Here is a 12,667-nt window from a genome sequence, read left to right on the forward strand (position 1 = left end):
CGCTAAGCGGTGGCTGTCACCCTGCGGACTGACTCGCGGTCGGCTAAGCGGCGGCCGGCAGCCATTGCCCGGCCAGCAGGAAGGCGCCGACCACCAGCGCCGCCACATTGACCAGCAGGAAAAAGCCAACCCAAAACAGCGCGGGTACGTGGGTGACGTGCGCCAACTGGTCGGCGTCCGACTCGGGCATCCGGCCGCGGCTGCGCAGACTCTGCAACTCGAAGACCGGCCGCACACCACCGAAAAGCAAAAACCAGACGCCCGCGTACGCGAAAGCCGCCTGCACCTCGGGCGACGCGTACCAGGAAACGGCGACCACGATCGCACCGGTCACCAGCAGCGACACCACGCCGAACAGGTTCCGGATGTTGATCAGCATCACCAGCAGCAGCACCGCGGCCAGCCAGAGCAACAGGGTGATCCGGTTGCCGCCGAGCAGCCAGGCGCCGAGCACACCCACCAGCGAAGGTGCGATATAGCCGCCGAGCAGGGTGAACATCATCCCCGGCCCGGTCGGTCGCCCGGACGAGAGGGTGAGGCCCGAGGTGTCGAACTCGAGCCGGATGCCGCGCAACCGGCGCCCGGTGAGCAGGGCCGCAAGCGCGTGACCGCCCTCGTGCGCGATGGTCACGGCGTTGCGGGCGACCCGCCACACCGGACGGAACGCCACGGCCACGAGCCCGGCCAGCGCGGTGAGCAACACGAGCAGCCCTGGCGGATCCGGTTGGGCGCCGAGCAGCTTGTCCCAGAGGTCAGTCACACCGTCGATCGACACGACCGGGACTGTAGCCGATCACGCTAGGCGCGGCGGCGGACGACCGCTGCTTCGGCGGACCGTTGCCGCACCGGAACCGGAGTCCGCTGGGAGTTCATGAGCATGCGGGCGGCGACCACACCGCCACCGAGCACCAGAAGTCCGGCGAGGATGAGCAGCATCGTGACGACGCCGGCCGCAGCGACCAGGATCGCCACATCGGCAATCGCCACCAGCATCCAGAGTGCGATCGTGGGCTTCTTGCCGTGTCGTCGGCAGTTCATGACTGCACCTCCATCCGTGATGAAGGGGTCATACCCAGTTATCGAGGATCACGCACATCCGGTGCCCTACTTCGGCTGAAACCCCTGGTAGAGCAGCTGCAAATCCTTCTGCGAAGCCTGCCAGTCGTCGGGCGACACATACCAGTTGAGCGAGTACGCGGCCCCGGCGTCGACCCGGAAGTTGCGGCGGATCACCCGCTGCGGGTTCCCGCTGTCATCGGTCGTGTAGGTGAACTCCCAGTCGGCCGCCGACTCGTAGTCCCGGTAATTCACCCGGGCGAGCCGGAGCAGGCTGTAGTTCCGGTAGGTGCCACGGCGACTGGCTTCCTGACGCTTCCAGTCGTCATACGCATCCGCTTGCGGCGACGTGGTCCGTCCCAGAATCAGCAACCGGTTGTTCCACCGGAACCGCATCTCCTGTCCGCTCCCGCTGACGTTCGCGCCGTCGGGAATCGGCAGCACGAAGGCCGGCGCGTTGCCGGTAGCCCTACCCGTGTACCACTTCCAGCCGGCCGGAAGCTTCACCGCCCCCGGCGCCGCGGCCGTGGTCGGTGCCGCACTGGGCGACGACGGACCGGTAGTCGGCGGCTGAGGGTCACCCCCGCCGGGCCCGGCCGCGGGTGCACCGGCGCTGGGCCGCTCACCACCGGCCGCCGCGGTAGGAACCGCCTTCGGCTCACCACCGGCCGGCTCTTTCTCCTCTTCGCCAAACGCACCAACCACCAGCGTGCCGATCAGGACCAGCACCAGCAGCACAATGCCCGCACCGACGGCGGCCTGCCGATAGGTGAGCCGGGTCCCGAAGACCGTGACCCCGCTGGGCAGCGGCCGGGGCTCCATGGGCTGCCAGGCCGGCCGGGTAGACCGCCCCATAGGCGAAATGGGTGCAACCGACGCGTCGTCGTCATCGTCGTCGAGCGGCGCCCCACTCCCCGACCGGCCATCGCCCGTCGAGGCACTGCTCGCCGAGCGGCCTACCGGGACTCGGACCTGAGACGGCACCGCCTCCTCGCCGCCCATTTCCGACTTATCCGTGGCGTCTTGCTTATCCGTGACGTCTTGGCGCTCGGCGGCCGGTTTGCCCTTCGCGCCCCCGGCCACATCCGTCGATGTGTCGGTCACGCCCGCGGCTGCACCGGTCACCTGGCCTGCCGGCGTGGCATCGACGGCGCCGGCGCTCGCTCCCGTGCTCCCAGCCGAACCCGCAGCACCCTCGCGGTCAGTCTCGTCCGCGCTCGGGCTCGCCGCGGCCTTCTTTGCCGCCGCCTTCCGCTTCTTCGAGGTGCGGCCGCTCGCAGCTTGGCCGGCAGCCGTCTGCTCCGCAGCGACTCCGTCGACGTCCGCATCGCTGGTCGCAGCTTTTCCGGCGGTAGCCGATTTGTCCGCTGTCGACTCGTCCCCTGCCGGCGTGCCAGTTGCCGACTTGTCCGCCGCCGGCGTGTTCGCTGTCGACCTGTCCGCCACCGGCGTGTTCGCTGTCGGCCTGTTCGCTGTCGGCCTGCCCGCCGTCGGCCTGTCTGCTGTCGGCCTGTCTGCTGTCGGCCTGTCCGCTGTCGGCGTGCTCGCGGAAGCAACTCCACCCGGGGCTACGCCGCTCGCCGCAGCATCGTCGGCGACCGAGTCTGACTTCTCGGTGTCCGCAGACGCCGGATGCGGCGGGCTCGCCGCCGCGTTGCCGGTCGCGGCCGACTCACCCGTCTGCGCCGCGCCCTCGGCGTCCGAAGTCGCCTTACCGCCAACCCTCGTGCCACTGCTCGAGGCGACCGTCGCAGCCCCGGCCGGGGCTGCGGCACTCCTCGCCGAGTCGCTGGTTTCCGATTGCGCACCCGTCGCCGCGCCGCTCGTCGCCGACTTGGCACCTGCCGCCGAGCCGGCCGCATTGCTCTGGTCGGTGGCTGTCTCGCTGGGCGTCTCGTCTGTGGCTGGCGGTGCCGTGGCTTCCTTACTAACGGCTGCACTGGCGGCTGCGCGACTGGCGGCTGCGCGCTCCCCAGCAATCCCACCCGCCGGCGATTTGTCCTTTGTCGCCCTATCGGTGGACGGGTCGCCCACCGTCGTGGCGTCCACCGGCGGGCCGCTCACCACCGTGGTGGGGTCGGCCGGCGGGTTGCCTACGCGACTGATCAGGGCCGTCGGGTCGGTGGGCGGCGGCAGGGGTCGCCGGCCACGCGGGGCGGCGTCGGGCGGGGCCGCGAAAGCACCCTGAACGCCGCAACCCCGGGCAGGCGGGTTGGCCGGCGGCTGCCCCGTCGGCGGGGGGCTGCCTGGTCGCGTACCAAATCTGTCATCTCGGACCGGAGGTGTATCCACCCGCGTGGCATCGAGGTGTGGTTTGTCGATCTTTGGGCCGTCGACCCTGGTCGGCGTGTCGGCGGGGCGGCCTACCTGGGCCTTGCCCGGCACATAGACCGGCGGCCGGCCACCGCCGGCCGCCGGGCGGCCACCCGAAGCTGGTGGGCGGCCCGGCGGATCGACCGGGCGGGCGGGCACGACCGGCGGCCGGGGACCGGGAACCACCGGCGCCGAGCCGGTCGGCGACGCCAGCGCCGGACGCTCCCGGCCGACGCCCGGGCGGCGCATGGTCGGGCTCATCGGGAAGGTCACTCGCGACCGGCGGCCGGCGGCCCGGTTGAGCAGGCGCTCCGCCTCCTCGGCGTTGATCCGGTGCGACGGATCCTTGCGGAGCAGGCCGTTGAGCACCGGCTTGAGCGGGCCGGCGTTGCGCGCGGTCGGCGGATTTTCGGTGGCCAGGGCGGCCAGAGTGGCGATGGCCGAGGGGCGGGCGAACGGCGAGGCACCCTCGACCGCAGCGTAGAGCGTGGCACCGAGCGACCAGAGGTCGGCGGCGGGTCCGGCGCTGCCGTCCCGGGCGCGCTCCGGAGCGATGTACGCCGGGGAGCCGAGCACCAGGCCGGTGCGGGTCACGTTGGGGTCGCCCGGAACGGTGGCCAGGCCGAAGTCGGTGAGCACCACACGGCCGTCGGCGCCGATCAGCACGTTGCCGGGTTTCACGTCCCGGTGCACGACACCGGCCCGGTGCGCGGCCCGCAGCGCCCCGAGCACGCCCAGGCCGATCTCGGCGGCCCGCACCGGCTGGAACGGCCCGTCGCTGGCCAGCGTGTCCTGCAGCGACCGAGACGGCACGTATTCCATGACGATCCACGGGTCGGCGTCGGTGCGCAGGACGTCGAAGACGCGTACCACGTTGACGTGGTTGAGCCGGGCAATCGCGCGCGCCTCACGCAGCGACCGCTCGCGCATCTCCTGTCGCTCGCCCGCCGTGAGGCCCGGAGGCGGGACGAGCTCTTTGATGGCCACGTCACGGTGCAGGACGACGTCGGTCGCCCGCCAGACACGACCCATCCCGCCCTGACCGAGCGGCGCGACGAGCCGGTAACGGTCAGCGACAACAAGCGGGGGAGAAGAAGACATCACGCAGAAAATACCCGGTCATGTCCACCGGCAGCGAATCGATCAGCCGAGTGTGGGACGCGTGTCACCGGATATCCCCCGGTTTCGTCGTACGCTCGGTCGATGGATAAGGAACCGCTGGTCAGAGTAGTTCGCGGCACCCTGACCGACGTAGAGCTGGCCGCCCTGGTCGCCGTCGTGGCGACCCGATCCACCTCGGTGGATGCCCTACCGCCCCGCCCGGCCGTGTCCGCCTGGGCAAGATCAGCCCGCCCGTCCACCCGCCCCGCCTCGTGGCGCCACTCCGCCCACCCCCGATAGATTCCTCGCCGTCGATCGATCTCGGTCCCGTTGCGACTGTCCACAGGCACGCACCGGGGCTCTCCGCCGGTGGCCGGGACCGACTACGCTGACCAATGCTTCACCGGTAGTCCGCTTGCCGGTGGCGAGGTTTCTGTCGGGGGAGGCAGGGATGATTCCGGAGGAGGACCGCGGCCCCGCGTGGCTGCGCGACTACGGCTACACCGACTACAGCCAGATCGAAGCCGACATCCAGGCAATGGAGCAGTTCGCCACAAAACTCTCCGCGAACGTGAAGGACGACTACGCCCCTCACCTCTCCACCGTCTCCACCGCGATGTCCACCCGCCTCCCGGAGCCGGACGGCGGCTTCTACGAACTCGTGTCGTTCCTGACCGTCCACCACGACGCCCAGAACGTCGCTCACCAGAACGTGTACAACTACGCAAACGGCACGCAGGGCCTTGCGACGGCAGCCCAGGACATCAGCAAGAAGTACAGCGGCGCCGACGCCTTCGCCCACGCCAATGTCACCGACGTGACCAAGGCACTGGACCAGGTGGGCGTGCCGACCGGCCAGACCACCGAGGGAGACGTCTGATGCTGGACGCAGGCGGTGGTGGAGGCGGCGGCACCCCGTGGGCGTTGCTCACCGTCGACAAGATGTACGAGCTGATCAAGAGTGCCGACACCGACAAGCAGTGGACCCTGGCCGACGGTTGGAAGAAGTCCGCCGAACTGATCTCCTCCCACCGCTTCCAGGTCCAGGACTACCGCGACAACCTGGCCAGCGCGTGGCCTCCGGACAGGAGTCAGGCCTCGGCGGCATACCTGGACCGCCTGGACGTCATGATCGCCAGCCTGACGGAAACCTACGAGGCCGCCCTCCAGAACTACGACGCCGTCGTTTCAGCGACCGGATCCATCTACCAGGCCCAGGTCCAGATGGAAAAGATCTACCAGGAGTACAAAAACAACGAGACCCTCCTGGCCAACTTCGCCGCAAAACAGCAGGAGCAACAAAACAACCCCACCCCGACGCCAAGCCCGAGCCCAAGCGGCGGCGAGCAGCCACCGGTAGCCACCGGCCGCCAGGAAGCCTTGCGACTACAGGCGTCATCAATGCTCAACGGCGTAAGCACCGACTTGGCCCAGGCCCAGGCCCGCATTGCCAGGCCGGCCCCATACCAAAAGCCGGGTGACCTCAAGGGCGAGCAGCCTACCGGCGACGATGGCGGCTACTTCCCGCCGCCGATTCCGCCAATCACACCCAATTACGGTGGCAGCAACTCATCGGGGTCGGGATCCACAAGGCCCTCAACGACTTTCCCTGCGGCGACGAGTGTGCCCACCCCTCCGGCGACGACGCAACCGGGCCTGATTCTCGGCGGTACCACTCCGCAGGGCCTGACTCCGCCTACCCCCATCAACCCGGCTTTGCCGACGCCCGCCGGCCCAGGCGTTCTTCCGTCTCCTGGTGCACTTCCCCCGAGCAACCCTCTCCTCCCCGGCGGAGGCCAGTCTGTCGTGCCGACAACTGGGCCAGGCTCAGGTCGCAACCTCGGCACACCGCGTGATGGTGTTGTCCGTCCAGGTGCCCGCCCGGACATGCTTCGGCCTATGCCGCCCGGCGGCGTCATAGGCGCCGCCCCGGCCATCGGTCCCGTCCATCCGGGCGCTGGACGACCGGGGAGCACGCGGGTCAATCCAGTTGGTGGAGTGATCGGCGAGGGTCAAGGCGTAGGCGCCAGGCCCGGGAACAGTGCCGGTGGGTCCCTCGCCGCACCACACGCAGGTGGCGCTTACGGCCCCGGCGGTCGTGGCAATTCGGGCCGACGCGAAGACGCGGACGGTTCTCATTGGGACCCCGATAATCCCTGGGAGACCGCGGAGGGCGTCGCGCCCGTGGTAATGCCTCCGCGAGAGCAGCGCGTCGATCCAGGTCCGGCGATCGGACTCCATTGAGAATTCGTCGCATCGCGAGTGCGGCCGCAGCTCTATCGATTGCGGCCGTCTCAGTCCCAGCAAGCCCCGCATTCGCAGATAGTGTCCGCGACCGCCAATGGCACCTGCGCAGCCTGAATATCGCACAGACTCGACCGATTTCGACCGGATCCGGAGTTGTCGTCGCAGTTCTCGACTCTGGGACCTATCCACATCCGGACTTGCGGCGGAATCTCCTCAACGGAACCGACGAGATTGCAGGCAGCGGAAACGGGAAGGTCGACAGCATCGGCCACGGAACTAATATGGCTTCCCTGATCGCCGCGCACGGCAAAACCACAAATAGCGGAGTCCAGGGAATAGCACCATCCGCCAAAATACTACCTGTGCGGATCTCGAAGGTTGGCAAGGATATCCAGCCCACCACTCTGGCCAGTGGAATCAAATGGGCCGCCGACCATGACGCGAAAGTGATCAATGTTTCCGCCGGAACCGGGCCCGACTTCGCCCTGCAGGATGCCGTAGACGCTGCCCTCGATGGCGACGCGGTCGTAGTCGCAGCCTCCGGAAATACCTCATCGGATGCCGTGATCAACTTCCCGGCTGCTCTTGACGGAGTCCTCGCCGTAGGCGCAACCGGTCGAAACGGCAAGTATTCTCCGATTTCCGTAAAGGATCCCAAGGTTCAGATTTGCGCACCCGGTGTCGATATCACCAGCGCCCAGCCCAAAGATCGATACGTAACGGTCAGCGGAACATCAGAATCGACGGCCATTGTTTCTGGGGCTGTGGCGCTTGTGCGGGCTAAGTTTCCGGATCTCTCTGGGCCTGAAGTCATTGAGCGGATCACCTCGACAGCCGATGACATCGGGCCGCCTGGGCGGGACAACGAGTGTGGCTTCGGGCTTCTGAATATCGTCAAGGCGCTCACCGCTGACGCGCCCGCAGGCGGCACCCCGACATCTGCGGCCGCGAGCAGTGCTGCCGCAACCACCGCACCAGCCACCCTCCCGCCCACCTCCGCCACCGCGTCCGACGACGGTGCCGAACCCGCCTCCAGCGCCACCCCCCTGGTCCTCGGTGGCCTAGCCGGCCTCGTCGTTGCCGGTGGCCTCGTTGCGGCCCTCGCTGTCCGGCGGCGGCGGCGCCTCTGAGAAGAAGGGGCTGGAAACACCGGGTCTGTGGTGCTTCTGTGGGGTCCTGGGCTTGTAGCCTCGAAAGCGTGCAGAACGACATCGCGTACCGGTTGATCCTTGCCTCGGCCAGTCCGGCTCGGCGGGCTCTGCTCAAGTCGGCGGGGATTGATGCCGAGGTCATGGTCAGCGGGGTGGATGAGTCGGGGGTGGAGGCGGCGGACGCGTACACGCTCTGCTTGGCTCTTGCTCGGATGAAGGCTCGCACCGTGGCCGCCGAGTTGCCCGCCGACCCCGGGATTCTGGTGCTCGGGTGTGACTCGGTGCTGGCCTTCGAAGGGCAGGTTTTCGGGAAGCCCGCCAACGCCGAGGAAGCCGCCAAGCGCTGGGCCATGATGCGCGGGCGCTCCGGCGTGCTGCACACCGGCCACCACCTGACCGGCCTCGTCAGCGGGCGGCAGGCGGAGAGCGTCGGGACGACCGTGGTGCATTTTGCCGACGTCACCGATGCGGAGATCGAAGCCTACGTCGCCACCGACGAGCCGCTGAACGTTGCCGGGTCCTTCACGCTCGACGGACGCGGGGGCGCATTCGTCGAGCGCATCGAAGGAGACCCGGGCAACGTCATCGGGCTTTCGCTGCCGCTGCTGCGCAGGCTGCTCATGGAGATGGACGTCTCGATCACCAGCCTGTGGCGGACCGAAAACCGGGCCGAAAACCGGGCCTAACCCCGCGCCGAAAACCGGTCCTAAAACCGGTTACCGCACGCTCCGGGCGAACTCCCGCGCCGCCCACAGCACGGCCAGCACCGCCAGGACCGTCATGATCAGCAGGCCCTGCCAGACCTCGGGGGCGCCCAGGTCGCCGCGGAACAGGGACCGGGTGCCGTTCACCGCCCAGGAGAACGGGTTCCAGTCGGCGATGCCCTGCAGCCAGCCGGGCGCGAAGGTCATCGGCAGCAGGATGCCGCTGAGCAGCAGGACCGGCTGGGCGACCGTGTTCATCATCGGGGCCAGGGCGTCCTCGCTGCGCACCTTCAGCGCCACGCCGTAGCTGACCGCCGACGTCATCAGCGAGATCAGCCCCAGCATCAGGTAGGCCAGCAGCAGGTAGCCGATGAACACGCGCAGGTCGAACAGCAGGGCCAGCAGCGTGATGATGACCGCCTGGGCGATCAGCGACACCACGTCGCGCAGCGAGCGGCCCAGCAGCAGCGCCAGGCGGCTCACCGGAGTCACCCGGGAGCGCTCGATCACGCCCGCCCGCAACTCGGCGATCAGGCCGAACCCCTGGAACAGGCCGCCGAAGATGGCGAGCAAAACCAAAAGACCAGGCACAAAGATCTCGTACGCCTCGGCGTTGGAGTTGACCTGGAGTGCGGGTTTGAGCAGCGGGGCGAACAGCAGCAGGTACATCACCGGCTGGAAGACGCCGACCAGGATCCACACCGGATTGCGCAGCAGCAACTGCAACTGTCGCTGCAGGATCAGTGACGTGTCACGCAGGAGTTTCATGGCTCAGTCCTCCCGCAGGGATCGGCCGGTCTTGGTCAGGAAGACGTCGTCGAGGCTGGGGCGGTGCAACTCGATCGCGCCCAGCGGCACCCCGGCGGCGTCCAGCGCGCGCAGGATCTGCGGAATGGCCACGGCACCGTCGTCGACATAGAGGCGGACGTTGTCGTCGTACGTCTCCATCTTGTAGGAGGAGAGGGCCTGCGTCGCCGCGGCCACCGCATCCACCGGCAGGTCGACCCGGACCACGTCGCCGCTGATCTCGCGCTTGAGTTCGGCTGGCGTGCCGGACGCGACGATCTCGCCGTGGTCCATGATGGAGATCCGGTCGCAGAGCGCGTCGGCCTCCTCGAGGTAGTGGGTCGTGATGAAGACGGTCATGCCCTCGCCCCGCAGCCGGCGGACCTCGTCCCACATGTGCGCGCGACTCTGCGGGTCGAGGCCGGTGGTCGGCTCGTCGAGAAAGACGACCTTGGGTTCGTGGATGATGCCGAGCGCGATGTCGACCCGGCGCCGCTGACCACCGGAGTAGGTCTTGCACCTGCGGTCCGCGTACTCGCTCAGCTGGAAGCCGTCGAGCACCCGGGCCGCCCGTTCCATAGAGGAAGCCTTGCTGATGCCGTAGAGCCGGGCCTGCAGGACGAGTTCCTCCCGGGCCGTCGAGTCGTCCCAGGTGCTGCCGCCCTGCGCCACGTACCCGATCCGCCTCCGCACGGCACCGGGATCGGTGAGCAGGTCGGCGCCCGCGATGGTCGCGGTGCCGCCGTCGGGCTCGATCAGCGTGGCGAGCATCCGCAGCGTGGTGGTCTTGCCGGCCCCGTTGGGACCGAGGAAGCCGAAGATCTCGCCCTCGGCCACGTCCAGGTCGACGCCGCGTACGGCCTCGACGATCTTTTTCTCCCGCCCCTGGCGTGAGGTGAACGACTTGCGTAGTCCGCGAGTCTCTATCATGCCGGGCATGTTACGTCCGTCAAGTTTGACTAGTCAAACTTGATTAAGCCAGCCTCCAGACGCTCGGCCGTCTTCTCGCACCACGCGATCTCGGCCTCGGCCATGGCAATGCTGCGCTCCCACAGCCAGGAAACATAGATCGGCTTGTTGTCCGCCCAGTCCGCCGTGGTCGCCGCGGTCAGCTGAGCCGCACCGGCCCTCAGTTGCAGCGCCCGGTTGCGGAGCGCCGACACCGCCTCGTCCTGGCCAAGCGCCGGCAGGAACGAGAACGCGGCCATGAACGGGTCGGGCCCGGGCGCCAGATTCCACCAGCCGGCCCGCAGCAGCGACTGGAACTCGGCCTTGCCCTTCTCGGTGATCTCGTACGACGTGCGGGCCGGCCGGCCACCGACCTGCTCGGTGGCCACCTCGTGGAGCAGGCCCTCCTCGGAGAGCTTGCGCAACGCGTGATAGATCGATCCGGGTTGCACGTTGGCCCACTTGTCGGCGCTCCAGCTCAGCAACTCCCGGCGGACGTCGTATCCGTGCACCGGCTGCATCCACTGGACCAGGCCGAGAATCATCATGCGGGTCGCAGACACTACTTAAGAGTAATACTGGCGCTAGGCTCTCATTCGTGCGCAAGGTTTTGATCGCGAATCGAGCCGAGATTGCGGTCCGGGTGATCCGGGCCTGTCAGGACTCCGGCCTGGCCAGCGTCGCCGTTTATGCCGACAGTGACCGGGACGGGCTACCCGCCCGGCTCGCCGACGAGGCGTACGCCCTGGGCGGGGAGACGGCCGCCGACACGTATCTGCGCATCGACAAACTGCTCGACGTCGCGGCCCGCAGCGGCGCCGACGCCGTGCACCCGGGTTACGGCTTCCTCTCCGAGAACGCCGAGTTCGCCCGGGCCGTGCAGGACGCGGGCTTGACCTGGATCGGGCCGGCCCCGCAGGCCATCCGCGACCTCGGCGACAAGGTGACCGCCCGGCACATCGCCCAGCGGGCCGGCGCTCCGCTGGTGGCCGGCACCGCCGAACCGGTGAGCGGCCCCGATGAGATCGTCGCGTTCGCCCGCGAGCACGGCCTGCCCGTCGCGATCAAGGCGGCGTTCGGCGGCGGCGGCCGGGGGCTCAAGGTGGCCCGCACGATCGAGGAGATCCCGGCGCTGTTCGAGAGCGCAACCCGGGAGGCGGTGGCCGCGTTCGGGCGCGGCGAGTGCTTCGTGGAGCGCTACCTGGACCAGCCCCGGCACGTCGAGGCGCAGGTCCTGGCCGACACCCACGGCAACGTGGTGGTGGTCGGCACCCGGGACTGCTCGCTCCAGCGCCGCCACCAGAAACTGGTCGAGGAGGCGCCGGCCCCCTTTCTCACCGACGCGCAGCGCGAACAGATCCACTCCAGCGCCAAGGCGATCTGCCGGGAGGCCGGATACCACGGCGCCGGCACCGTCGAATACCTGGTGGGCCAGGACGGCACCATCTCGTTCCTCGAGGTCAACACCCGGCTCCAGGTGGAACATCCGGTGAGCGAGGAGACCGCAGGCATTGATCTGGTACGCGAGCAGTTCCGGATCGCCGACGGCGCGGTGCTGGCGCTGACCGACGACCCGGCGCCGCGCGGGCACGCCCTCGAGTTCCGCATCAACGGCGAGGATCCGGGCCGCAACTTCCTGCCCGCCCCCGGCTCGGTCACGGCGCTGACCTGGCCGCTCGGCCCGGGCGTCCGGGTGGACGCGGGCGTCGAGGCGGGCAGCGTGATCGGCGGCAACTTCGACTCTCTGCTCGCCAAGATCATCGTGACCGGCGCGACCCGGGCCGAGGCGCTGGAGCGGTCCCGCCGGGTGCTCGACGAGACCGTGGTCGAGGGCATCGCGACCGTGCTGCCGTTCCACCGTGCTGTGGTGCGCGACCCGGCGTTCACCGGCGAGCCGTTCACCGTGCACACCCGCTGGATCGAGACCGAGTGGGCGGGCGGGGTGGAGCCGTTCGGTGCGGCGGCCCCGGCCGGCGAGCCGGCCGAGCGCGAGACCGTCGTGGTCGAGGTGGGTGGCAAGCGACTCGAGGTGAGCCTCCCCAAAAACCTGGTGGCCGGTACGGGTCAGCCCGCCGCCGCAAGCCGTCCGGCCGCGCGCCGGTCGTCGGCTTCGGCGAGCGCGTCCGGCGGCGGCAACGCGGCCACGCTGACCGCGCCGATGCAGGGCACGATCGTGAAGGTGGCGGTGTCCGACGGCGACGAGGTGCAGGAGGGCGACACGATCGTCGTGGTCGAGGCCATGAAGATGGAACAGCCGCTGCAGGCGCACCGGCCGGGCACCGTGTCCGGACTGTCCATCGAGGTCGGCACCACGGTCACCGCCGGCACCGCGATCTGCTCGATCGACTGACGGGACCGGCC

General features: G+C 69.0%; 12 protein-coding genes and 1 pseudogene. 6 read left to right on the forward strand and 7 right to left on the reverse strand.

Annotated elements, in window-relative coordinates:
- Positions 1-43: 43 nt before the first annotated feature.
- From Ari01nite_RS32765 to Ari01nite_RS32775, 4 genes and pseudogenes are all read right to left on the reverse strand, one after another.
- Positions 44-775, reverse strand: coding sequence for a M50 family metallopeptidase (locus tag Ari01nite_RS32765; RefSeq protein WP_203786103.1), 732 nt, complete (start codon positions 773-775; stop codon positions 44-46).
- A 23-nt stretch (positions 776-798) separates the two neighbouring features.
- Complete coding sequence (locus Ari01nite_RS32770; protein WP_203786104.1) at positions 799-1,038, reverse strand: hypothetical protein; 240 nt, start codon at positions 1,036-1,038, stop codon at positions 799-801.
- Between the two features lie 66 nt (positions 1,039-1,104).
- Complete coding sequence (locus tag Ari01nite_RS51800) at positions 1,105-2,058, reverse strand: serine/threonine kinase C-terminal domain-containing protein (protein WP_498371177.1); 954 nt, start codon at positions 2,056-2,058, stop codon at positions 1,105-1,107.
- 1,463 nt (positions 2,059-3,521) lie between these two features.
- Positions 3,522-4,470: pseudogene (locus Ari01nite_RS32775) on the reverse strand (serine/threonine-protein kinase); the annotation flags it as partial.
- A gap of 102 nt (positions 4,471-4,572) precedes the next feature.
- Here Ari01nite_RS32775 and Ari01nite_RS32780 point away from each other — a divergent pair.
- The 5 genes from Ari01nite_RS32780 (at position 4,573) to Ari01nite_RS32800 (ending at position 8,554) form a co-directional block, all read left to right on the forward strand.
- On the forward strand, positions 4,573-4,770 hold the full coding sequence (locus tag Ari01nite_RS32780) for an acyl-CoA carboxylase subunit epsilon (protein ID WP_203786105.1): 198 nt from the start codon (positions 4,573-4,575) through the stop codon (positions 4,768-4,770).
- 151 nt (positions 4,771-4,921) lie between these two features.
- Positions 4,922-5,350, forward strand: coding sequence for a hypothetical protein (locus tag Ari01nite_RS32785; RefSeq protein ID WP_203786106.1), 429 nt, complete (start codon positions 4,922-4,924; stop codon positions 5,348-5,350).
- Positions 5,350-6,714, forward strand: coding sequence for a flagellar export protein FliJ (locus Ari01nite_RS32790; RefSeq protein ID WP_203786107.1), 1,365 nt, complete (start codon positions 5,350-5,352; stop codon positions 6,712-6,714). Before Ari01nite_RS32785 ends, Ari01nite_RS32790 begins: the two co-directional genes overlap by 1 nt.
- Positions 6,711-7,847, forward strand: coding sequence for a S8 family serine peptidase (locus tag Ari01nite_RS51030; protein ID WP_203786108.1), 1,137 nt, complete (start codon positions 6,711-6,713; stop codon positions 7,845-7,847). Before Ari01nite_RS32790 ends, Ari01nite_RS51030 begins: the two co-directional genes overlap by 4 nt.
- 68 nt (positions 7,848-7,915) lie before the next feature.
- Positions 7,916-8,554, forward strand: a complete 639-nt coding sequence (locus Ari01nite_RS32800) for a Maf family protein (RefSeq protein WP_203786109.1) — start codon at positions 7,916-7,918, stop codon at positions 8,552-8,554.
- 30 nt (positions 8,555-8,584) lie between these two features.
- Here Ari01nite_RS32800 and Ari01nite_RS32805 read toward each other — a convergent pair whose 3' ends face one another.
- The 3 genes from Ari01nite_RS32805 to Ari01nite_RS32815 are packed head-to-tail and all read right to left on the reverse strand — an operon-like array spanning position 8,585 to position 10,869.
- Positions 8,585-9,340: an ABC transporter permease gene (locus tag Ari01nite_RS32805; RefSeq protein WP_203786110.1), complete on the reverse strand. Its 756-nt coding sequence runs from the start codon at positions 9,338-9,340 to the stop codon at positions 8,585-8,587.
- Positions 9,341-9,343: 3 nt separating this feature from the next.
- On the reverse strand, positions 9,344-10,288 hold the full coding sequence (locus Ari01nite_RS32810; protein WP_203786111.1) for an ATP-binding cassette domain-containing protein: 945 nt from the start codon (positions 10,286-10,288) through the stop codon (positions 9,344-9,346).
- 29 nt (positions 10,289-10,317) lie between these two features.
- Entirely contained in the window at positions 10,318-10,869 is a 552-nt protein-coding gene (locus Ari01nite_RS32815) for a PadR family transcriptional regulator (protein WP_239163228.1), read from the reverse strand.
- A 35-nt stretch (positions 10,870-10,904) separates the two neighbouring features.
- On the opposite strand from Ari01nite_RS32815, the gene Ari01nite_RS32820 reads away from it, so the two are divergent.
- Entirely contained in the window at positions 10,905-12,656 is a 1,752-nt protein-coding gene (locus Ari01nite_RS32820) for an acetyl/propionyl/methylcrotonyl-CoA carboxylase subunit alpha (protein ID WP_203786112.1), read from the forward strand.
- Positions 12,657-12,667: the final 11 nt, after the last annotated feature.

The sequence above is a fragment of the Paractinoplanes rishiriensis genome, assembly GCF_016862375.1.
GTDB lineage: Bacteria > Actinomycetota > Actinomycetes > Mycobacteriales > Micromonosporaceae > Actinoplanes > Actinoplanes rishiriensis.

Bases quoted from the DNA above. Each gene is read 5' to 3' on its own strand.
- Ari01nite_RS32780 (WP_203786105.1), top strand. From the start codon at position 4,573: ATGGATAAGGAACCGCTGGTCAGAGTAGTTCGCGGCACCCTGACCGAC.
- Ari01nite_RS32805 (WP_203786110.1), bottom strand. From the start codon at position 9,340: ATGAAACTCCTGCGTGACACGTCACTGATCCTGCAGCGACAGTTGCAG.
- Ari01nite_RS32785 (WP_203786106.1), top strand. From the start codon at position 4,922: ATGATTCCGGAGGAGGACCGCGGCCCCGCGTGGCTGCGCGACTACGGC.
- Ari01nite_RS32810 (WP_203786111.1), bottom strand. From the start codon at position 10,288: ATGATAGAGACTCGCGGACTACGCAAGTCGTTCACCTCACGCCAGGGG.
- Ari01nite_RS51800 (WP_498371177.1), bottom strand. From the start codon at position 2,058: ATGGGCGGCGAGGAGGCGGTGCCGTCTCAGGTCCGAGTCCCGGTAGGC.
- Ari01nite_RS32790 (WP_203786107.1), top strand. From the start codon at position 5,350: ATGCTGGACGCAGGCGGTGGTGGAGGCGGCGGCACCCCGTGGGCGTTG.
- Ari01nite_RS32770 (WP_203786104.1), bottom strand. From the start codon at position 1,038: ATGAACTGCCGACGACACGGCAAGAAGCCCACGATCGCACTCTGGATG.